19 protein-coding genes and 2 pseudogenes are annotated in these 21,625 nt (G+C 45.6%); 8 read left to right on the top strand and 13 right to left on the bottom strand.

Annotated elements, in window-relative coordinates; genetic code table 11:
• Positions 1–239: 239 nt before the first annotated feature.
• The 3 genes from KGP25_RS16185 to KGP25_RS16175 form a co-directional block, all read right to left on the bottom strand.
• Entirely contained in the window at positions 240–941 is a 702-nt protein-coding gene (locus tag KGP25_RS16185; RefSeq protein ID WP_164712107.1) for a phosphatase PAP2 family protein, read from the bottom strand.
• A 33-nt stretch (positions 942–974) separates the two neighbouring features.
• Positions 975–1,961 (bottom strand): GTP-binding protein, encoded by a 987-nt coding sequence (locus KGP25_RS16180; protein ID WP_111967548.1) that lies wholly within the window; start codon positions 1,959–1,961, stop codon positions 975–977.
• Positions 1,962–2,083: 122 nt separating this feature from the next.
• On the bottom strand, positions 2,084–3,550 hold the full coding sequence (locus tag KGP25_RS16175) for a fructuronate reductase (protein WP_223539287.1): 1,467 nt from the start codon (positions 3,548–3,550) through the stop codon (positions 2,084–2,086).
• A 205-nt stretch (positions 3,551–3,755) separates the two neighbouring features.
• Here KGP25_RS16175 and uxuA point away from each other — a divergent pair, with 205 nt between their 5' ends.
• Positions 3,756–4,946, top strand: a complete 1,191-nt coding sequence (gene uxuA, locus KGP25_RS16170) for a mannonate dehydratase (RefSeq protein ID WP_045414639.1) — start codon at positions 3,756–3,758, stop codon at positions 4,944–4,946.
• Positions 4,947–5,063: 117 nt separating this feature from the next.
• Here the strand turns inward: uxuA and yeiP are convergent, their stop codons facing one another.
• Positions 5,064–5,636 carry an elongation factor P-like protein YeiP gene (gene yeiP / locus KGP25_RS16165; protein WP_008500940.1) on the bottom strand — a complete coding sequence of 191 codons (573 nt, stop codon included), beginning with the start codon at positions 5,634–5,636 and terminating at the stop codon, positions 5,064–5,066.
• A 164-nt stretch (positions 5,637–5,800) separates the two neighbouring features.
• Here yeiP and KGP25_RS16160 point away from each other — a divergent pair.
• Positions 5,801–5,884: pseudogene (locus tag KGP25_RS16160) on the top strand (YkgJ family cysteine cluster protein); the annotation flags it as partial.
• A gap of 110 nt (positions 5,885–5,994) precedes the next feature.
• A pseudogene (locus tag KGP25_RS16155) lies at positions 5,995–6,171 on the top strand (YkgJ family cysteine cluster protein); the annotation flags it as partial.
• 186 nt (positions 6,172–6,357) lie between these two features.
• Here the strand turns inward: KGP25_RS16155 and KGP25_RS16150 are convergent.
• The gene (locus tag KGP25_RS16150; RefSeq protein WP_181245095.1) at positions 6,358–7,749 is read right to left on the bottom strand and encodes a hypothetical protein; all 1,392 of its coding nucleotides are present in this window, start codon (positions 7,747–7,749) and stop codon (positions 6,358–6,360) included.
• A 652-nt stretch (positions 7,750–8,401) separates the two neighbouring features.
• Between KGP25_RS16150 and KGP25_RS16145 the strand changes: the two genes are divergently transcribed.
• From KGP25_RS16145 to KGP25_RS16135, 3 genes are all read left to right on the top strand, one after another.
• Positions 8,402–9,181 carry a hypothetical protein gene (locus KGP25_RS16145; RefSeq protein WP_149278286.1) on the top strand — a complete coding sequence of 260 codons (780 nt, stop codon included), beginning with the start codon at positions 8,402–8,404 and terminating at the stop codon, positions 9,179–9,181.
• An 859-nt stretch (positions 9,182–10,040) separates the two neighbouring features.
• A complete protein-coding gene (locus KGP25_RS16140) occupies positions 10,041–10,661 on the top strand; it encodes a hypothetical protein (RefSeq protein ID WP_149278377.1) in 621 nt (206 codons plus the stop codon).
• Complete coding sequence (locus KGP25_RS16135; RefSeq protein ID WP_213192148.1) at positions 10,661–11,809, top strand: hypothetical protein; 1,149 nt, start codon at positions 10,661–10,663, stop codon at positions 11,807–11,809. The genes KGP25_RS16140 and KGP25_RS16135 overlap by 1 nt, the downstream gene beginning before the upstream one ends.
• Before the next feature lie 98 nt (positions 11,810–11,907).
• Here KGP25_RS16135 and KGP25_RS16130 read toward each other — a convergent pair whose 3' ends face one another.
• From KGP25_RS16130 to KGP25_RS16120, 3 genes are all read right to left on the bottom strand, one after another.
• Complete coding sequence (locus KGP25_RS16130) at positions 11,908–12,564, bottom strand: hypothetical protein (protein WP_157919247.1); 657 nt, start codon at positions 12,562–12,564, stop codon at positions 11,908–11,910.
• On the bottom strand, positions 12,561–12,809 hold the full coding sequence (locus KGP25_RS16125; protein WP_097423263.1) for a hypothetical protein: 249 nt from the start codon (positions 12,807–12,809) through the stop codon (positions 12,561–12,563). The genes KGP25_RS16130 and KGP25_RS16125 overlap by 4 nt, the downstream gene beginning before the upstream one ends.
• Before the next feature lie 473 nt (positions 12,810–13,282).
• Positions 13,283–13,897: a recombinase family protein gene (locus KGP25_RS16120; protein ID WP_149278444.1), complete on the bottom strand. Its 615-nt coding sequence runs from the start codon at positions 13,895–13,897 to the stop codon at positions 13,283–13,285.
• A gap of 356 nt (positions 13,898–14,253) precedes the next feature.
• Here KGP25_RS16120 and KGP25_RS16115 point away from each other — a divergent pair, with 356 nt between their 5' ends.
• Positions 14,254–15,621 carry a HEPN domain-containing protein gene (locus tag KGP25_RS16115; RefSeq protein WP_223539286.1) on the top strand — a complete coding sequence of 456 codons (1,368 nt, stop codon included), beginning with the start codon at positions 14,254–14,256 and terminating at the stop codon, positions 15,619–15,621.
• Between the two features lie 197 nt (positions 15,622–15,818).
• Here KGP25_RS16115 and KGP25_RS16110 read toward each other — a convergent pair whose 3' ends face one another.
• The 4 genes from KGP25_RS16110 to KGP25_RS16095 form a co-directional block, all read right to left on the bottom strand.
• Positions 15,819–16,400, bottom strand: coding sequence for a hypothetical protein (locus KGP25_RS16110; RefSeq protein ID WP_086813121.1), 582 nt, complete (start codon positions 16,398–16,400; stop codon positions 15,819–15,821).
• Positions 16,384–16,752 (bottom strand): hypothetical protein, encoded by a 369-nt coding sequence (locus tag KGP25_RS16105; RefSeq protein WP_149278442.1) that lies wholly within the window; start codon positions 16,750–16,752, stop codon positions 16,384–16,386. Before KGP25_RS16105 ends, KGP25_RS16110 begins: the two co-directional genes overlap by 17 nt.
• Entirely contained in the window at positions 16,742–17,503 is a 762-nt protein-coding gene (locus tag KGP25_RS16100) for a lysozyme inhibitor LprI family protein (RefSeq protein ID WP_188016623.1), read from the bottom strand. Before KGP25_RS16100 ends, KGP25_RS16105 begins: the two co-directional genes overlap by 11 nt.
• Before the next feature lie 511 nt (positions 17,504–18,014).
• Positions 18,015–19,931 (bottom strand): recombinase family protein, encoded by a 1,917-nt coding sequence (locus tag KGP25_RS16095; RefSeq protein WP_149278440.1) that lies wholly within the window; start codon positions 19,929–19,931, stop codon positions 18,015–18,017.
• Between the two features lie 80 nt (positions 19,932–20,011).
• On the opposite strand from KGP25_RS16095, the gene KGP25_RS16090 reads away from it, so the two are divergent.
• Positions 20,012–20,197: a Fe-S-cluster oxidoreductase gene (locus tag KGP25_RS16090; protein ID WP_084832304.1), complete on the top strand. Its 186-nt coding sequence runs from the start codon at positions 20,012–20,014 to the stop codon at positions 20,195–20,197.
• On the opposite strand, the gene setB is transcribed toward KGP25_RS16090, so the two are convergent.
• Positions 20,194–21,375, bottom strand: coding sequence for a sugar efflux transporter SetB (gene setB, locus KGP25_RS16085; RefSeq protein ID WP_223539285.1), 1,182 nt, complete (start codon positions 21,373–21,375; stop codon positions 20,194–20,196). The genes KGP25_RS16090 and setB overlap by 4 nt on opposite strands.
• Between the last annotated feature and the right edge of the window lie 250 nt (positions 21,376–21,625).

The raw sequence follows: 21,625 nt of genomic DNA, 5'->3' as shown, positions 1-21,625 counted from the left end.
CCAGGGGTATTGCGAGTAAAAAAAGCCTTTTTTTTATAAGAAAATGTGATACAGAAAGTAAAAATCCGTAATTGCTTAAAATGCGGACAGATCCGAGGCTTTATCGCGCAATTGCTTCATTTTTATCATGAATGTGATGACAGGAATATGACACTGGGAAAAGATCGTGGCGGGAAGGCTATCGGGGATCATGTCGATCCCTGATAGCTCACGTTAATTTAGGTTAGTTTTTTGTTCAATTATTGTTGCGCTTTACCGGGAAGGTAGCGATCGAACAGCGCTATTATCCTGTCGCTCAGTGGGGTCATCAAACACCACGGCAGCGCAATCAGCGCAACGGAAAGCGAACCGACGGCAATATCGGTGAACCAGTGAGCGCCAATCATTACGCGCGGGAAGGCAAAAACCACAAAAATAATCAGGGCTATGGCAAACGCTTTTCTGCCGAAATAGCGAAGCATAATTGCGGAAAAAATAAGCAGCATCATGCCGTGATCGCCAGGGAAACTGTCCTTCGACGCATCTTTTGTTGGAATATGCAGCAGCTCACTGACGCGATAAATATCGGTGAAAAAGAGCGTTGGGCTGGAACGCTTAACCGGAATAATCGCGGTGGCCAGCTGGTTAATGATGACAGCAAACAGCAGCATCACCAGACCGATAATCAGAATACGTCGGCGTCCTGCTTTATCTTCTTTCAGCCAGAAAGAGAGCATCAGGCAGCCCATCGCCAGCAGCGAGAAGCCGTCAAAGGCGCGGTTGTTGGTGATGGCCACCAGCCACAGGAACGCGTTGCTCTTCACCAGCTCCTGGTTGAAGAAGTGGAAGAGGGCAGAATCCAGTGGGAACCAGAAACCATGATTCACCGGGATATACCAGGAGAAGAAAAGCGCCAGACCGGCGACATTAAGCAGTAATATCAGGGGAAATCGAGTTGTCATAACGTTCTGCATAGAGTGAAAACTGGGGCAACGTTAGCCGCCCGAACTTAAACGAATCCTCAACAGGCTGGACTGGAGGGCATTCCAGTCGGCGTTAACCGCACTAATTAACTCTATTCGGCTGTCGGGCGGCGCCACGTTTTGCGTTTCAATAAAGAAATCGTCGCCCTGCCGGTTGATCCGCACCAGTCCGTCCGGCGTGCGCATGATCCCTTTCACGCGATCGACGGGCGCAAGGCGGGCCCACTCCAGGATCCCAATGGTGTCAAAAACGGTTTCAGCATCAAAAATCCATCCGCAGGCCTGATATCCCTGACCGCTGTTCAGATTACGACGCCAGCGCTGGTGCTCCGGCAGACTCAGGGCTGCCAGCCCCTGCTTAACCGGATGACTGTGCGCATGCTCCGCGCTGGCGGGCAGCTCGGTGAGGTTCAGACGAGGCAGGTCAAGCAGGGCGCTATCAATATTCCCCTGGGTGGCCTGCACCCGCGTGCGATTGCCGCCAAAATGCTGCCACCACGCCTCCAGCGCGGCCTGGCTTTCTGGCGTGGCGCGATCTTCCTTGTTGGCGACGATAACGTCCGCCGAGGCGAGCTGATCGCGGAAGTTCTCGTTGGCCACCGCCTTGTCATCCAGAAGCTGGCGCGGATCGAGCAGGCACAGGGTGGCGCGCAGATCGATCCACGGCTCGTAAACCGGTGCTGTCAGCAAATCAAGGATCTGCTTTGGGTGACCCAGCCCGGTGGGTTCAATCAGCAGGCGGTCAGGTTTGCCCTGACGCAGCAGGGTATTGAGCCCGACCTGCATCGGCAGGCCATTGACGCAGCACATGCACCCGCCGGGGATCTCTTTAATCATTGCGCCGCTGGATGACAGCAACGCGCCGTCAATGCCCACCTCGCCAAATTCATTGACCAGCACGGCCCACTTCTCGGCCGGATCTTTATTCGCCAGCAGATGGAGAATTGAGGTGGTTTTACCGCTGCCGAGAAAACCGGTGATGAGGTTGGTTTTGGTCACGTGCGCTCCGGATGAGAATTGTGATGCTATAACACTGTTCTCTATCCTGGCGAAAAACGGGCCCCGTGAGAAGGGGAAGGGCGAACGGAGGCCTCATCCGTTCGCATTAAGCGCAATAATCGTTAAAGATTTAACGTTTCGATAACAGCCTGACGCGCGCCGTGGCGGGTAATGCGCTCATAGGCCTGGCTGACAGCCTCCACAAAAATGCGATTACGCGCAAGATCGTGACCGAAGACCTCACTCAGCCCCAGCAGCGCGTGGACGCGGTTGGCGTCGCTGCTGGCGTTGACGATGGCGCGGATTTTATCGCTGAGGGGATCGCGAACGTCAATCGCGTTTCCACGTTCGTCGGTACCGCTGACGTAGCGTATCCAGCCGGCCACGCCCAGGGCCAGCAGCGACCACGGCGTATTTCGCTCAAGATGAACGCGGATCCCGTCCAGCATTCTCTGGGGCAGCTTCTGGCTACCGTCCATCGCGATTTGCCAGGTCCGATGCTGGAGAGCCGGGTTGGCAAAGCGTTCGATCAGACTATCGGCGTATGCCGTGAGGTCGACATCCTTGATGCGCAACGTGGGGGCCTGCTCGTCCAGCATCAGCCGACGGGCGGCTTCGCGGAACGCCGCGTCCTCCATGCATTCATTTATATGAGCGTAGCCCGCGAGGTACCCCAGATACGCCAGGAAAGAGTGGCTGCCGTTGAGCATGCGTAATTTCATCTGCTCCCAAGGCAGCACATCCTGCACCATCTGGACACCCGCCACTTCCCACTCGGGACGCCCGGCGACAAAATTATCTTCCACGACCCACTGAATGAACGGCTCGCAGCTGATGGCGCACGGATCTTCCACGCCGAGCGCGTCGGTGATTTCCGCCAGCGAGGCCTCCGTCGCGGCGGGCACAATCCTGTCGACCATCGTCCCCGGGAAACTCACGTGGCTATCAATCCATTCAGATAACCCTGCGGAACGTTTTTGCGCCATGCCCAGCACCGCGTTTTTCACCACGTGCCCGTTGTCAGGGATATTGTCGCAGGACAGCACGGTAAACGCAGGCAAGCCGCGCTCGCGGCGGCGGTGGAGGGCTTCGACCAGGATCCCAGGGGCCGAATGTGGCTCGGAGGGGTTTTCAAGGTCGTGGACAATCCGGGGGTTATTCAGATCGAGTTTTCCGGTCGCGGGATCGATGCAATAGCCTTTTTCCGTGATGGTGAGCGAGACAATCGCAACCTGAGGCTCGCAAAATTTCTCAATAATGGCGGGCAGGGAGTCCAGCTTTGCGTTCAGGCATTCATGGACGGCACCGATGATAATGGCCTCATTTCCTTCAGCCCCTTTTTCCAGCACGGTGAACAGATGATCCTGCGCGCGCAGCTGGCTCATCAGCACATCGCCGCTGAAAAGGCTAATCTCACAAATCCCCCAGTCGCCGCCTTTTTCATTCAGCACCCGATTTGTTAACAATGCCTGGTGCGCACGGTGAAACGCGCCAAAGCCAAAGTGGACGATGCGGGAGCGTAATGACTGGCGATCGTAGCGAGGTTGCTGAACCCGGGCAGGAAGGGCGGTGGAGGCAATTGTCTTCATGAGATACACACCTGATTAACCATTAATTAACAATGCCAGTGTAAAGTTATATGACAGCAAATAAAATTGGTGAGCCGTAATTATCCCCGTTATGTGAGTTTGATCAATCAATGTGTGGCGGTGTATTGACCCTTCACGGCAAACATGTATGGTAGTCGTCATTGCAGTAGCACATATTGGTATAACAACTTAAGAGGGTGAGGCAATGGAACAAACCTGGCGTTGGTACGGGCCGAACGATCCGGTTTCTCTTGATGATGTGCGTCAGGCTGGCGCAACGGGTGTCGTCACGGCGCTGCATCATATTCCTAACGGTCAGGTCTGGCCGGTAGAGGAAATACAGACGCGTCAGGCGCTGCTGGCGGAGAAGGGATTAACCTGGTCTGTGGTAGAAAGCATTCCGGTTCATGAAGATATCAAAACCCATTCAGGGGAGTACCAGACCTGGATTGCTAACTACCAGCAGAGCATCCGTAACCTTGCGGCCTGCGGCATTGATACGGTTTGCTACAACTTCATGCCTATCCTGGACTGGACGCGAACTGACCTTGAATATCAGATGCCGGACGGCTCGAAAGCGCTGCGTTTCGATCAGATTGCCTTTGCGGCATTCGAACTGCACATTCTGAAACGCCCTGGCGCCGACGCGGATTACACCGCGGAAGAGCAGCAGCAGGCGCTCGCGTGGTTTAACGCCGCCAGTGACGCAGATATCGAAAAGCTGACCCGTAATATTATTGCGGGCCTGCCGGGGGCTGAAGAAGGGTATACGCTGGATCAGTTCCGCGCCCGCCTGGCAGAATACGGCGATATTGATAAGCAGCAGCTACGTGAAAACATGGCGTATTTCCTGCGCGCTATCGTGCCGGTTGCGGAAGAGGTAGGGGTTCGCCTGGCCGTACATCCGGACGATCCACCGCGCCCAATCCTCGGCCTGCCGCGTATCGTGTCCACGATTGAAGATATGCAGTGGCTGAAAGAGACGGTCGACAGCATCTATAACGGCTTCACCATGTGTACCGGCTCCTATGGTGTGCGGGCGGATAACGACCTGGTGCGGATGATTGAAACCTTCGGCGATCGTATCCACTTCACGCATCTGCGAGCGACCTGCCGCGAAGAGAACCCAAAAACCTTCCACGAGGCGGCGCACCTGGGCGGTGATGTGAATATGGTGGCGGTGGTAGACGCCATTCTGGCGGAAGAGGCGCGTCGCAAGCAGATTGGTGATGTGCGTCCTATTCCGTTCCGTCCTGACCACGGCCACCAGATGCTGGACGATCTGCGTAAGAAAACTAACCCGGGTTATTCGGCGATTGGCCGTCTTAAAGGGATGGCGGAAGTGCGCGGCGTTGAGCTGGCGCTGAAGATGACGAAGTATCCGGAGCTGCTGTAACCGGAATTGCCGGGTGGCGGCTTCGCCTTACCCAGCCTACAAAAACACAAAAACCGGCTTCAGGGCCGGTTTTTTCGTAGGTCGGGTAAGCGTAGCGCCACCCGACAAATGCCACAATCAGTCAGCGCGGCCCATATAGCGTTTTTCTTCGATATGGATGCGGATCTTCTCGCCAGCAGAGAGGTATTCCGGTACCTGCACAACCAGGCCGGTCGTCAGGGTCGCCGGTTTGTTGCGGGCACTTGCGGATGCGCCTTTGATGCCAGGTGCCGTTTCAACGATTTCCAGATCGACCGTCTGAGGCAGTTCCAGCGCCAGCAGCACGCCGTCCCAGGTCAGAACCTGCATGTCTGGCATACCGCCTTCCGGGATGAACAGCAGCTCTTCTTCAATCTGATCTTTGGTGAAGATGTACGGGGTGTAATCTTCTTTGTCCATGAACACATATTCGTTGCCGTCGATATAGGAGAAATCAACATAGCGACGAGTCAGGGTGACGGTATCGACGATATCGTCACCTTTAAAGCGCTCTTCCACCTTCAGGCCGGTACGCACATCGGCGAAACGCATTTTGTACAGCGTAGCTGCACCACGGGCGCTTGGTGCCTGAATATCGATATCTTTCACAATCAGCAGTTTGCCGTTGTAATTCAGTACCATACCTTTCTTAATTTCGTTCGCTCTTGGCATTGCAGTAATCCTGTTTACGGGAGGTAAAAAATATCGCGCCAAATTACTCGCGCGCGGCCTTTCAGGCAAGAGGAATTCGTGGCTTTTGCTATCAATACGCAAAAGGTGTTACTGTGCGCGCGATGCCCGACTGTACGAGCATCCGCCAGCGAAAGAGAGCATTTATGGATTGCCGTCCCGATTGTGGCGCGTGCTGTACTGCACCGTCCATTTCAAGCCCCATTCCAGGAATGCCCGAGGGCAAGCCTAATTGTCAATTATTCATAGTATGCCAACTGGTAAGTATGGGGCAGACTATCTGATTGCGTGGCCTTCTGTTAATGTCATGGGAAGTATAAGGTAGCGTGAGGCATATCTAATGCAGTGTCGTATTGACTGTGGGGCTTGTTGTATTGCACCGTCTATATCAAGCCCAATTCCTGGCATGCCTGAGGGGAAACCCGCGAATGTAAGGTGTGTTCAATTATCTAATGACAACTTATGTAACATTTTCGGTTCGGAACTACGACCAAAAGTGTGCGGTAATCTTCAACCTTCTTTAGATATGTGTTCAACGGATCGTGACGCCGCTATGACTTATCTGCTTCACTTGGAGTCCAGCACAGCACCATAAGTATTTGTAGAGCATCGCTTGCTAACACATAACCTTTGGTGATGTATATTTGGTTTTTTATATCAACAGGAATGGGGGGGATTCCCCCATTCTCTTATAGGATAGCTATCACGCAGCCATTTCATCTTCAAAAATGTCTTCCAGGTCTTGTTGTTGAAATCGATCAGTGGCATCGACATTGAGGTCTAGTTTCAGTTGCTCAATATCAAATTGAACACGATAGCCTGTTTTCTCTGCGATATAGTCACTGAGTTCATCTGTATCTACAGGATTGGGGCATGTGACACCATCATGCTGAAGCAAGACAACATTATCACCAAGAAAGCTAATCATGTGCTGAAGTATCAGCGATTCTGCACCGTGGAGAAGATGAGCTAATAATTTTGATTTCTTAACCGATTCTCCGTTTTCTGTTATGGTCTTAACAATCATCCCAGCGTCGTTTTTGATTTTGTAACAGCCTCTAGTCCGCGCTGTATAATCCTCAATCACATAACGTCTCACATTGGTGACTTCCTCAGCTAGTTTGCTAATCCAGGTATCTTTGATAGCCTCGTCACTGGTATCAATGTCCAGCTTTTTTAGTACCCCACGAGGCCCTAGATTTGTGCCATAAATAAGGGCAATCAAAACTACCTTCGCTTGTTCTTCTGTGCATTGTAACGTAGTGGCTACTTCTTTACGGACCTGTTTTTTGTTACGGACATAATGGCTAATACGCGGCGTTTTTATACCGATCCGAGCGCACATCTGTTCCAGTAAGTTGTAGTGACAATTCTCGATATCCACATCAAACATGCCAGCCAATGAAGCTTTACGAATCTCTCTCTTACAATTTTGAAGATTTACAGAGCCTTCTGCATATAAACGTCCCCCATTACTTTGCACGTATGTTATCGGTAATAAACCACTTTTACTCGCTTTCGCAAGCGTTAACAGGTATTCAATTTGACTAATCATATTTCTATGGTTGTCACTCTGTTGGAGGCTCTTCAGGTATCGCCTGAGAGATAACTCATTAAGAAGAATTTCTTTAGGGACCTTGACTTCTATACTACATTTATTGCTATTTTTTAATTGGGAGCGGATGCCATTCCGAGGTGGGTTGTATGGTTTTCCTTCGTTATAGAGACCGCATTTACTAGGAACTGCCTTGCAACATGCCGAAAAAATGTTATATCCAGCACTAGTTACTCTATAGCCGTTAGGCCAATTATCTGCCCAGTAATTACAACTTTTTTTGATTAAAGGAATATCTTTTATCATGTCATCAAATCTCGAAGCTCTCGGTATATGTTTTCGTCTCTCAGAGGAATAAAGTAAGAAAGCGTACTCATCTTTGGGATGCTTTCTCCTGTTGGTGGCTCCGATCAGAAACTGGTTAAAGTAATAAGATTTCTCTTTTTTTGAATATTTATTCAATATATCAGAGGTGCAAACACCTTTATCAACTAATACATTTTCAATGACTTCATCAAAGTTGCGTGGTTTAAGGTTCATATCATATTCTCGTTTTACAAAACCGTTAAGTGGGCTGGTGGCCTTGCTGTACACGGGTTTGCGGTAATTTGTTAGTAGTATTTATGCAACATAGTATTGATGCCCTTGTCCTCTTGTCCTTCCCCCTTTTCGGGAAAAAAAACGAAAAGACGTAACAAATTCTTCAGATCAGTGATCAGAATAAAATATTGTTGTAAAGATCATTCATTCGATGATTTCAAGACGGAATAAAGGCAAAGGGTTTACCGTTAAGGTCAAGAAAACCGATCTGGAAAGGGATCAATAGAAGGGAGTTGCGGACAAACAGTAGTACATCGTGTACTACAAGAAGCAATAGGTTTGCTCCCTTGGACCAGGTCATCACTTCCTGGCATCACGGTCCAGTCTGGAGAGGTTGCTGCGCCCCGTGAAAATTACGTTGTTGGCATACAGGATATGAGTGATAAGAACCATTGTCAAATAGGAAAGTCAATATTTATTATTAACTTAGATTTGAAATTCTATCGAAAACATGTTAACCACACACATGTTTTTTGCAGAGATCTGAACGTGGCACAGTGGAGTGTGTAAATTTTTGTATGGCTTACAAATTGTCAATCGACAGCTGAAAGTATAACTTATATCCCATTAATAAAGTGATAGGTGTTTTGATATGGATATTAATGAGTTCCCGCCGGGAGTAATCGAACATCTTGGTTGGTATGTATATCGACTGATTGATCCACGAGATGGAAGTACTTTTTATGTGGGTAAGGGGAAAGGTAATCGCGTTTTTGCTCATATGCGCGGTGAAGTGGCTGCCGCTGATGATGATGAACTTCTCAGTAACAAACTCAAGCAACTTCGTGAGATTAGATTAGCTGGTCTGGAGGTCATCCATGTTATCCATCGGCATGGTATTGCCGATGAAAAGACTGCTTATGAGGTGGAGGCTGCTCTAATCGATGCTTACCCAGGTTTGACCAACATCATGAATGGTGCGGGTAGTAACGAGTATGGTGCAGCACATATCAAAGAATTAATCGCAACCTACCAGCCTGAGACAATAGAGTTTAAGCATAAGGCTTTGATGATATCTGTTAACAGAAGTTCAAAGGACGTTGATCTTTATGATGCAGTACGCTTCAGTTGGCGTGTAAGTCTCGAACGTGCAAGTAAAGCTGAAGTTATCCTAGCTACCGTAAAAGGAATTGTCAGGGGGGTATATGTAGCTGATGAGTGGTTAAAATCTACCCGTGATAACTTTCCTGAAATGCGCCAATGGGATGAAGATGATGAGTTTGAAGCTACTCAAAATGCACGCTTTGGCTTCCGTGGACGTGTGGCATCCGCTGAAGTTACACAGCTTTATCTCGGTAAAAAACTCCCTGATGACCTTAGAAAGAAAGGGGCTATGTCTCCTGTGAAGTATTCTCCGAATTTTGATTCCTAAACGGTAATGAGGTTCGTACTTAACAACTGATAAGGCGGAAGGAGGGGAGATTAATTCCACCAACATGGCGCGACTGATATCCTATCCGGCAACAGAGAGAAGTAAGGTTCAGACAGGGAAGGGAACACGAAACTACTCAACATCGAAGCTGGGTTACAAAACGCATCATTCGTAAATATCGCGTAGGAAGCTCGTAGAGCGACTTTGTGTTTTCAGCAGTAGAGTTTGGTTGTGTGATAAAAATCGCTGAGAATCGCTCTCAGGGCTTCTTGTGGTGCATTTGAGATGTGGTTTCTGCTAACCTCTGATACAATTTACTCAGCTAGATTTTAAAGCCCAAGAGATTTTCCTGATCGATACAATGCACGAAGTATGTGCAAAAGAAGCCTCCCGGTTCAGTGAGGATTTATGATATTGATTAGAAAAGAGTAAAATGCATTAGCTCAGATTTCAACATACATAGCTTTGGCACCGAACCGTGAGTTCACCGGGTAGATACAACGCTATTTTTTTATCAATAGAGAGTAGATCCAAATAGCTTCCGCTATCTCTTCCATAAGCAGAAAAAGCGGAAACAGTCATATCGTTGGAGCATTTCAATCTTCGTTACTATGAGTACGAAGTTGACATTGCACTTAATGCCGCTTTTATGCTTTTTTGAATCCAAAAAACGATAACATTACAGGTGAAAAATACAGTATATTATGGGGTGTTCTTTTCAATGGCTCCATATGTAGTTTATGTGAGGCTATTTTTGTAATTTGTACTTTGATTGTTTTGCCAGTTTTTATGGTTCTGCTGGTTTAGTCTTTTCACGTTTAACCCTCACTAGTAGGTGGTAGCTGATGGATAGAGTTGAATGAAGAGTCATGAGTATATTGTTATATGTGGCCTAAATCGTAGTCAGGTTGGCAGGCTGCTTGCTATTGTTTCTTCGATTTTGTCTGCTTTTATGATCTTTGCAATGTTGAAGGCGGCTGAGATGCTTAAGCATTTCAACTTCGACAGCCATATTCCTCCATCCCTACTATCTCTTGGTGGGGCTGGGACAATTTACTTTGTTCTCTATAAATTACTGGACAAATCACTATGGAGAGTACCGCTAATCGGGAAAGCTCTGCGTGTTCCTGATCTATCAGGTAAGTGGCAAGTTCATGGCCTGACGAAGACGGAGGGGGGGCAGGCCTGGGAAGGTGTTCTAACGATCGTACAGTCATGGGATAAGGTCCGAATCGTTCTCAAAACTGCTCATTCGCAATCTGATAGTGTTACTGCATCGATAATTTATGATGAAAGCATTGGTTATCAGTTGCTATATCACTACAAAAACCAACCGAAAATGGGCGAAGAGAATCTTCATGCGCATATAGGATTCGCGGAGTTCTGGTTTAATGAAGATTTATTAACGGCTGAAGGCCATTATTTTAACGCTCAAGGCCGCGCTACCTATGGCACCATGACAATTGAGAGGATTCGATAATGTCTAGTTCAACTTTCAGTGACCGCATTCAGCGGATGAAAAAACGCCGCAAGGGCTCTCCGGAACAAGTTAAGGTTGCAATGGAGTCTTACCGTGGTATGGCAATGGATGGTCTTGAGAGTTATGACGTTTTAAAGAGTGTACTTTCCTCCCAAGAAGAATGGGAACGTCGTGGTAAGGGGGATAATGCGACACGTTACGTCATAGGCGCTATGCAACCTGTTGAATCCCAATATACTGAGGTATCAGTTAAGACAGCGAAACGTATTGAAAACCAGCTTGAAAAAAGACTGAGTGAACACCAGCTTGATTTTCGTCTGCAAGGCTCTGTTGCTTTAGATATCCACATTAAAGGTTTCAGTGATGTTGATTTGCTTGTTATTGATAAGCAAATGCTAATGTATGATCGTGGTGGGGTTAGACAGCATCTATATACACCAACAACGAAGAATGAAGATGATGTGATACTCATATTACGCAATATGGCTCGCGATGAACTCAAAAAGGCATTTCCGGAAGCCGATGTTGATGATGAGAATAATAAATCCTTAAGAATTACTGGTGGGTCATTACAACGGGAAGTAGATGTGGTACCTGCAATCTGGTGGGATAGCAGTGACTATCAGGTGACTCAGGAAGAGAGTGATCGCGGGGTAATGATTCTTCACAGAGAGAAACGTGAACGAATCTATAACTCCCCGTTTGTACATATCAAGCGAATTGAGAGTAAATGTAACCGTTCTAATGGCGGTTTGCGTAAAAGTATACGTTTATTAAAGACAGTAAAGGCTGACTGTAAAGATGAAGGTACAGAAATTGGCCTTAACAGTTATGATATAACATCAATTATGTATCACGCCGATGAAAACAATCTCCGTCATAGTGCATATTATGAACTAGCAGTTTTGGTGGAAACTCATCGATGGTTAAACTATCTTTGTGCGCATCCTGATGAAGCAAAAAAAATGGATGTTCCTAACGGAACTAGAAAAATATTCGAAGATGATGCTTCATTAAATGAGTTGTTCAAACTGACTGACGTGATTAATAATCTGGTTGCTGAAGTGATGAACGAACTCTCTGGCGATTTTGGACGCCGATTGACAGTCAACGAAAGTGAATTGCTTAAAAGCCATCGAGTGCTGTAGCTAGAAGTAAGAAGGAGGCAGTTAGCCTCCTTCCTTCAATTAGAGAAAACCTTAAAATGACAATATTCGTTCATAATGTTAAATGTCAATGTTCGATCTTACAGCAAGGTTATATCGCGTTTTTTGGCATCTTGGTACGATGATATACCTTCACAGTCTCGAGTGATGAGCCTCAAAGTTATCTCTCCATGTGTTGGTGTGTTTGTCCAATATGTACCATTCAAAGATAATTGATCTCCGGCCAACTTTAATTCACCTGCACCGCTTGTTATTGAATGTGCTCCTGAGAAAATTTTCCTTAATTCAAATACATAGCAAAGTCTTGTAACGTCTGTTTTTGAACTTCTTAAAAGAGCTTCAAGACGGGATTCTCCTTCCTGCCGCTCTGTAAAAGATTGAATAGATAGAGTTAGGTATGTCTGCCGTATTACGAAGAAGATAGGAACGACCAATGGGTTTCCATCAACAGCACCGTAATCAGACCTTAACTCTCCCACCCAAACTCCATGGACGAGTGGTCGATTCATCCACTTGGCAAGATGCCGACAGCGCCAGGCCACTTTTGTGAATATACCGAAGAATAAAACACAAAACCCAAGAGATGAGCAGAATGCCTTCCATGCGGCGGAAGGTATTGGTTGTTGGAAGAAATGCCACTGGATCAGAAAAATTAGCAAACCTAATATCCCTAGTAGCCAGCCAAATACTTTTAGTAGGCGTTCAAATTCGGCAGTAGTCAGGCTAAGGTTATTCATTGGAGTTCACCAATTTTGTTTTCAAAACCATTGTTATAAATGTGTATATATCCTTCCGCGGATATCACAGCAGCAGCTTCCACTTGCGGTAAGGTAGATATGAGTTGAGCGGTCATTTGACGGGCGCCTTGCGGCCAAACTGCAAATGGGTTGGCTAGCGCAACATCTAGAGGAGGAGATACAAATTGCGCAACATGAGTGAGATCTCCACTTTTTGCCTCAATGAGGTGAAAACCATCATGCATAATGTTTCCGCGAGTTGCCAATATAGTAAGAGCCTTTAAGACGTGATCTGTACCCGATATGGGTAATTCTGGGTCTGCACTAAGGCGTGCCCCTAAAGGAACTACAGGTAAGCTCTCAATAGTTCGATAAGCAATAATCCCTATTCCTACAAAATCGGCAGACCTTTGTGTTGCCAGCCTAGTCAGAAGTTGTTGAAGCCATAATTTGTTTATAAGTCTACCCTCGCCATTTACGCATGTTCTTCAGATGTTCAAGATCCTACCACCAAACAATTTTTTGATGAAAGGGGTTTACTGGTACGAGGGCTTTGAGGTATCAAGAGTTTCATGCTTGGATTTAACATTTTAGTCACTATACAAAATGAATGGTCAACTCTTCGTTAGACTCACTGCTCAGAACCGATTGTCAGATTAGATTTAATTCTGTCTGCGGAAACTGCCAGTGCGAGTCTGAGCCAATACAGTTATTTGAACTAACTTACCAATTCCTTCTTGATTCGGTAAAACGTGGCGCGACTGATACCCGCCGCTTTCATTATGTGAGCTGGTTTAACGTTCTGCGCCAGCATTTCGCGAACTGTCTCACGGGCTTCCAGGTCTTTTTCTTTCCCCGTGTACAAACCTGCCTGTTTTGCTTTCGCGATCCCCTGCGCCTGACGTTTACGCCGGGTCTCATAATCTTGTCGTGCCATTGTCGCGAGGATATCGATCAGCATTGCATTGACTGCACGCAGAATGCCACTGGTAAGGTCATTCCCGGATATTTCAACCATCTGCCAACTGGTTGGTAAATCCATTGATACAATAACCAGCCCTTTACTATTCAGTGTAGCTTTGAGTTCTGCCCATTCTTCATGTTTAAGACGACTGAGACGGTCAATCGCTTCGATGAGAAGCAGATCACCCGATTGGGCTTCCTCAAGGAGGCGCATTAGTTCTACGCGATCCAGTTTCGCACCGCTTGCATTCTCGATGTACTCTTCGGCAATCAGCCAGTTCTTGCTTTGCGCAAATTCGCGCAGGCTAATCAATGCACGATCGGCATGTTGGCCTTCTGTTGATGCGCGGCAATAGATACGGACATTCATGATTTTTTCTCATTAAAGTATTAAATTCACACCCATATGATACATTACATGAATTTGTAGTCAATAGAGTCAGTTTAAACCCTATTGATACTTTGTTTCATGGTCTATATCAGGTATACCCTATTGATATCTTGTGATCATGAGCAACTTCTGTTTGAATCTTGGCTAAAATAGCCAATGGGATACAACATGAGCAAGATGATTCATAAAGTCTAATCAATATTGGGATGCTGTCTTCTGTGTGTAGTAGCGGGTTTATTCTCACTAAAACCATCAAAGTGATGATCTTTACGTGCTATTGTTATAAACATAATCTAACGAGTTTAAAGTTTGATGCATGAACAGGATGAATGATTATGGATGAGATTGATTATTATACAGATAATGTCAATGAGTGTCTTACAGGGTATGTAACAATAGATGGAGGTAATTATGTTTCAGAATTGTCAATAGATGATGATGGAATAGAAATTCGATTGCTTGATTTTAATAGTAAAATGAATCGTGCATACTCAGAAGTTATGGCATTGAATTCAATTTTGTTTCAGAAAGGCACTCGCTATTATCTTTTGTTTGGTTTGGAATTACATGAAAGCTCTTTTATGAGAATGGGGGTTGATGGAAGATTCAATACTTATACATTCTCCGCTCAGGGTTTCTTATATTCAAAATCAAGGGTGAATACTAACTCTTTATTTACCAGTGTAAGCATTCATGGAGAAAACATAAAAAAATGGTCTGGCAGTACTCGTAAGTTAGATAAAATAATAGAATGTGGGCTTGGGTTTTCAAATAAATTACCTAATGATGATGATTGTGTTGAGTTTGAGAAAAATATAGACGGACTCGGAAAGATTGGATTGTATTATTCATATCGATACGGTGGCTTAAGTGGTTTGCATACAGTAGGAATGGACGTTGAACCTCATGTTACGGTTTCCTTTGAAAAGCCTGTTGGACTTGATAGGTTAATCGAAAACTATATTGATTTATATATGATATTAAGGTTCTTCATTGGTGGTTCGCTAATGATATCAAATATTAAAACTAATAGTGTTTCTAACTATGGGCGAGAAAACATTCAGATTTACATAAAAGAAAAAAAAGAAGATCATAAAACTATCAATACTGGCATGTTTTTAACCTATTCGACTATATATCAGGATGACTCAGAGAAAAATTTCCCTGATTCTGTTTGGGAGGGATATTTTAATCCTGAAAACCACGAGATCAAAGAACTCGTTAAAAAATATGTGACTTACTCCATGGTTCACAGCAATGAAGAAAAGTTTCTTGGTTTTTATAGGATGATTGAATCCATGACGATAAGAAAATCATGTTATGTCGATGAAGCGTTATTATCAAAATTGTTGAATAGATCAAGGTGTTTATTAGCCAAGAAATTTCCAGGCGCACCACTTGGTGATTTCATTCGTGCGATAAAGAGAACAAATAAGAGTAAGCACAATACTGAAAGTTGCATCCATCATTTTATAAAAAGCCTTCCTGAATCGGTTGTTATTAAGTTAGATCTTAAAAAAATAAGTATCAATGAAGTATGTAAGTCGCGAAATCAAATTATACACCAGCCATTATTTTCAGAAACACCAAGCAAAATCTATAAACATATGCAGGCTACGGAGATACTTACAAAACTGGCACTATTGATTAGGCTTGGCGTTCCTATGCAAAAGATAGAAGAAATAATTTGTTATCATCGATAAGTGGCGAATATAGCCAATGAACACATACTCACTAAAATTAAGAGTTTTGATTCTGGGATTTTCTATTTTATACTAAAATTTTACAGGGTTGGCAGAGACTTCTTTTTAGCTGTTTGCAAAACTTATCTAGGGAGGAGTATATGCCACCTTCTATGAAGGTGGATTTCTACTATTTATAATATTAAACGACAAAAATGCTACTTATGACAAATTTCCCGATCATAAATTCCGCCATTTAAAGCCAGCATTTGCCTCTTCTTCTTTGAAACCATTTTTGTCATGATTTGCGAATCATCGAAGAAAATGCCCCCAAATGTTCCTGGTCGTGCATTCCAGCCAGAAATAATCACTGTATCGCCCACGTTTAATGCTGCTACAGTATTGTTATTGTATTCCGTATTTTCGAAAAAGAACTTCAAGCCTTCACTTGAATCAGGGATGTGTAACGTTACTAACGGATTTTTACTGAAGGTGGCTGCGCTAATCTTTTTTATTTTTCCTGTAACCATCAATCGGCACTTTTTGAAGTCATTTGTTGCTCTGAACTCATGTTCCTGAAATCGTGCATAAACTTCTTCGGTTGTATAGAGTCTTGGAAGTATATCGATTATAGATGGCTTTGTTGATTGTTCGTTTTGTTGTAAAGATGCTGAACCTCCGTTCGAGAAATGTATTGATTCAGATGTTCTGGCTTGGCTGGGTGTTATTGCTATTCCGTTCAATATATAAAGTCCGAAGAAGGCAACAATTTTCGTTGACTTTTTAAATTTTGAGATCATTTTGTTTCTCCATAACTTCTATCTTAACAATACGCTCTCCATTACGATATATTTTCAGCTTGTCAGGCGGGGACTTCACTGCATTACGGATTTCGTTCATTGTATCTTTAGATAACATATCGCAGCCTTCCATATACATAACCCTTCGGGTATCGGTATCTGGTATGTTAGTGAAGCTGCTACTGACCCATAAATCGGGTATTTCAATTCCATGTATCAGCTTCATATACACAACGATGAAAGCATCTGTCAGGTGAAACCGTCCAACCGTGTATTTTCCGGTATAGTTATTACCAGAAGACGAAGCTACCCAATCGTTTTTTAAAACCAAAGACAGTGCATTATTTTCCATTTTCAGACTCCAGTTCACGAATGCGATTGTTCGTCATGTCGGTAAGACATTTCTGTTCATTATTGCAGCCGGATTTGTGCTTTATCCATTCTCTTTGAGAAGGAAGCAATCGTTTTCGGGTTTCAGGGCTAAGGCTTTTCCAGACCGAATTAAGTTTCTCATCGCTTGCTTTATAACTGTGTGTATCGACGTTTGAGGTTACTGCATTGTTTTTGGGAGCTTCGCTACCGCTGCTATAGAAAACGGGTGCACGTACTCCCTGAGCGTAGTCTTTAGCTGCTTTTTCCCACAGGCCTTTCCCATTGGCAGTCAACATTTTTCCGAACTCTGTGGTGTCGAAACTGTAATTGCGGATCTCGCCATTGAAATCCAGCTTCACGTTAACGGCTGTTGACTTCGAAATGGCAGTCAAGAAATCACTAGCTTCGGACCCGAAGGAACAAGCGACTTCTTTAGTATCACTGACATTAGGGCGTAACCCGTGCATCGTGAATCTGCCGTTATCAGTTGTAGCAGTGATATCTACCAGCGGAACGATTGATGAGGATTGCTTTGTCATCGCGAAGCATATCCCCTTCAGATTTACATCCCTGTCCATCCCGAGAAACATCAGGGCGTTTTTGTCGCTGCTTGCGACACCTGCTGATTTTGCCTCTGGCAAGAAATAGACGGTACTGGAGGCGGTGGTTATACCTGAAACGAAAACAACACCTGACGCCATGATTTTTAAGGTTTTTATAAGGATAGTCATTCTGGATGCCTTCTATCGTTCTCACTCCATCGTGGACAGAGTATTCATTCCATGAGTCTTGTTTACGAGAAACACCAACTGAAGAATCATGATCTTACATTGATCTATGAAATCTATCAATCTTGCAAAATTGATCTATAAAAACGATCAATTGACATGAGAGGAAGAGAGAGGATTGTTACTAAGTCGATTGTATTTACAGGGTTTTTGTATGGTTCATATGCTTGATGCTAATGTGGGGCGGGGCTGCGCTTAGTATTGAATACTGCGATTGAAAGACATAACCATCTACTTTGTGCGGGGTTTCCGGCAACCATAGAGGTGTTTCGATAAGAAGCGGTGCAACTCGCACAGTTCGTATACATAATGAATACGATGTAATTTGAACCCTTGCTCTAAAACGCTCGGTATCAAGTTTTACGGGGCTTTGGTATGGAATGGTATCTGGGGGACGGTTTGGTTGCTTTCCCCTTGTCAGGTAGGCAAGGGGGAGAGTGATTTAGCGTGTTATTTACTGTGAAAGTTTCTCTAAGTCTTCCAGTGAGTTAATCTCGTGCTTAATGCCGTTGACAGTTGCATATGATTTGCTCGTAATGCCATCTACCCTGATAGCTATTCCACTGTCTTCGTCTCGGGTTACGCCATCCTCGAGCTCGGTTATAAATGTCGGGTTTAGAATGCTGACTTCGTGTTTGTCTTTAATATGCTGCGCAAATTTTTCAGGTGAAATCAGTTCATCAATGAAGGAGTGCAACACAAGTCCCTGCATTTTTAGTAAGTCATGATCGTTTACTGTTTGTGCCTCTACATACGAAATACCAGGTGATCTGTTGCGATTAAACTTAATCACTATTCTCTGCTTTGTTTCGTCGGCGAAGGTCACTTCAAAATGACTGTGCCGACCATCAATGTCATAACAATCAATACGTTTGATAGCTTGCTTTACCTTCAGTCTAATCCGCTTACGCTCAGGATTCTTTGTGTCGTGAACATCGAAATGTCGGAATTGATCCCAGCCAGTAGTTTGAATTTCTGAACGGCTGATTTTGTACTGTTGAAATTCTTTCTCAAGCGTAATTTTTTTTTGTTTATTGGCATTAATCTGATCTGCCAATTCTTCGATGTTGTCTGTCAAAGTTGCTAGTTTTAGCAGCTTCTTAACAGCTTCAGATGCCTTTTCAATCTCAGATTCGTACCATGCTGTTTTATCCTCTTGGTGGTTGTTCCAGACGTGATCAGCGATTAGTTGTAAAACAGTGTGCTCAAGTTGGTATGACGTAAACCCTTTTTTACCGCAAGGTTTACCCTGAACGATTTTTGAACCACATATATATCGGTACTTGTTTTCACTTGAACCAGATTTGAACATGAAAGATCCACATTTACCGCAAAAAAGAATACCGATACCTGAGAGTAGCGGTATTTCAGGTTCAGGATTACCTCCTGGATATGTTGATGAACTACGAGTGACAGCACGATGTCGATCTAACTTCGAAAGTGTCAAGTAGTCTACTTCCGACATAAGTGCTGGATAGTAATCCGGAATAATGAATGTTTCTTTCAACGGTTCATCTGATTCGGAATCGTATATGATGGCACCTGATTCATCGCGTTTATCCAGCGTGAAGATTTTTTGTCCATGAACAGTGGGATTCAAAAAGGTTCTGATCAAATGTTTGCCCCATTGCTCCGTTTTGGGTGTCAGCGCTTGACCTGTCTTGTCTTTATAAACCCTCTTTTTAGGGGCAGTGTAGTGTTCGTTAAGATATCGTTGGATTCCAAGAAGAGTTTCACCGTTTTGTTTCAGTTCTATAATCTTCTGCGCTGCTGAAAAATACATTGGGTGTGGGGTAACGTATCCTGATTTTGTATCTACCCACCACACATTCTGACCCACTGATTCTATTGCTTTTGCTGGCGTTCCCGCTTTTCTTGTCAGGTTGTACCGTATCAGCGAACGGGCTTGGGCTTCAACCCGATTCTTTTTTGTCAACGATTCGTCGTGGGCGCGTGTGAACATCAACAATGAAATGATTAAATCGGTTGGATTATTCTTTACGTCCGCGTACTTATAGACCTTTTCATCCATACCAGTAACAACAACTATCCCCTTGCTAAGTATGCTCTTGAATATATCCAAAGCGGTCCAAGCATCATCACGGCTAATGCGGTCAAGGTTTTCGACTACGAGCCACGAACCAACAGGAACTTTAACCCCAATCTGCTTGATGAACTCCGAAAGCTTCCCTTCATGAGCATTTCTTCCTTTGAACGCGGACATGCCGAGATCATGGAAAGCCGTTGTAGCAAGTTCGAGATTATAACGGGCCGCAATTTTTAGAGCGGTATCTTGCTGACGCTCCAGGGAGTTACCTTCCCGTTGTTTCACAGATGAAAAACGCACGTACGAATACAGCTTTGGTTTCATTAAGTGTGATTCCCTTCGGATGGTCTTGATTGATCAGATGCTAACAGCAGGAATGTGAATTTTAAATAGTGAATAATTATATGTTAGGCAAGCCTGCCAATACCCGCTGCGTTCAGCTTTCGGAAACCAACCTGTGCATGATCTTTGGCTCACCGCTGCGTCCGAAGGTCTGCTCCGGGCTTCAGCCCACGGCCGAAATGTGTGGCAGCACGCGCGAGCAGGCGATGACGTACCTTCTTGAGCTTGAATCGCTCACCGCACCTTAAACGTCTTTAATCTTCGCCAGACAGCCCATCGTCAGCGTACACATCACCAGCGCAATCCAGAACACCGTGTGATAGTTCCAGATTTCGGCCACAACACCGGCCATTGAGCCGGCAATAATCCAGCCCACGCGGGTGGTATTAGTATAAAGGGTGGTGGCAGAGCCTGCCTGGCCCGGCATCAGGTCCTGGAAATAGAGCATGCCTATCCCGGCGAGAATGCCAATATAGATGGCGTTCAGCAGCTGTAACGCCAGCAATAGCCCGGGGGTATGTACCGTCAGCATGCCGAGATAGAACAGCAGACCGGCGACGGCGGCGATGCGCATTAAAAAACGTTTCCCGAAGCGCTTTGCGTAATAGCCTGCGATAAGCATGGTCGGGATCTCAAGCCCGGCCGCGGTGCCCATCATGATGCCCGCCAGCTTCTCCGACAGGTGCAGTTCATTAATAATAAACAGCGGCATATTGATGATGTACAGGCTATTGGTGCCCCACATTAGCGTGCAGATCGCGAACAGGAGCAGGGCATCGCGGCGGTTACGGCGTGGCGCTTCCAGCACGCCCGTTGCCACTTTGGGCTCTTTGCGCATGGACGGCAGGAAGAACCACACCAGCGTGCCGCACGCCACAAACGCGACCGCCGCGCTCAGGTACATCACCGTAAAGCCAAAACCCATCGCCAGCGCGTAAGCCAGCGGCGGGCCAATCACCCACGCCAGCGACACCTGTGCACGCAGGACAGAGCTGAACATCACCGCTTCACGTCCGGTATGGTCGGCGTGTTCGCGGGCAAGCGCGAACAGCTGTGGGTTCGCCGTCGAACCAAAGCTGCTCAGGAATACCCCGACGAAAAGCAGAATGAAGTAGTTGCGGTTCCAGGCAAACAGAACACAGGCCATGACCCCCAGCAGGCAGCAGAAAACGATCAGGATTTTACGATCGCCTTTTCTGTCGGATCGCCCCGCCAGGAACTGACTGACCAGGATGCCGATGATGGCGCTTCCGGTAAAAAAGAAGCCAACCAGCGCCGGACGAACATGAACCTCATTGGTCAAAAATAAGCTCAGCGTCGGCGTCTGTAACGCACCGGCAATGCCCGTGAAGAAGGCAACAATCAGGAAGGCCGCTGAGGTCAAATCAAAGGGCTTCGGCGAGGCAGCCGCAGGGATGTTATGCATGTTTTATAATTAGCGAGTAGCAGAGAGGGGCGGAGTGTACGCCGTCAGCTAAAAAATAAACAGTGGGTGTGGTCAATGATGCCACGAAAAATCAAAATGGCATTTCATCTTGCATCCACATCGGCTGACCTTAGCTGAAACTGACTTGCTGAACTTCAGCAAAATTCAGCTGAACGAAGAAGAAATGTGCTGTATCTCTAAATTCTGCAATCTGAAATACGAGTTTTCTTGCAAGGCATTGCATAAAGCG

Origin of the sequence: Enterobacter sp. JBIWA003 (assembly GCF_019968825.1) — a bacterium.
Lineage (GTDB): Bacteria > Pseudomonadota > Gammaproteobacteria > Enterobacterales > Enterobacteriaceae > Enterobacter > Enterobacter quasiroggenkampii.
Note: the sequence above shows the minus strand (reverse complement) of the source record. Positions and strands in the feature narration are given on the sequence as shown.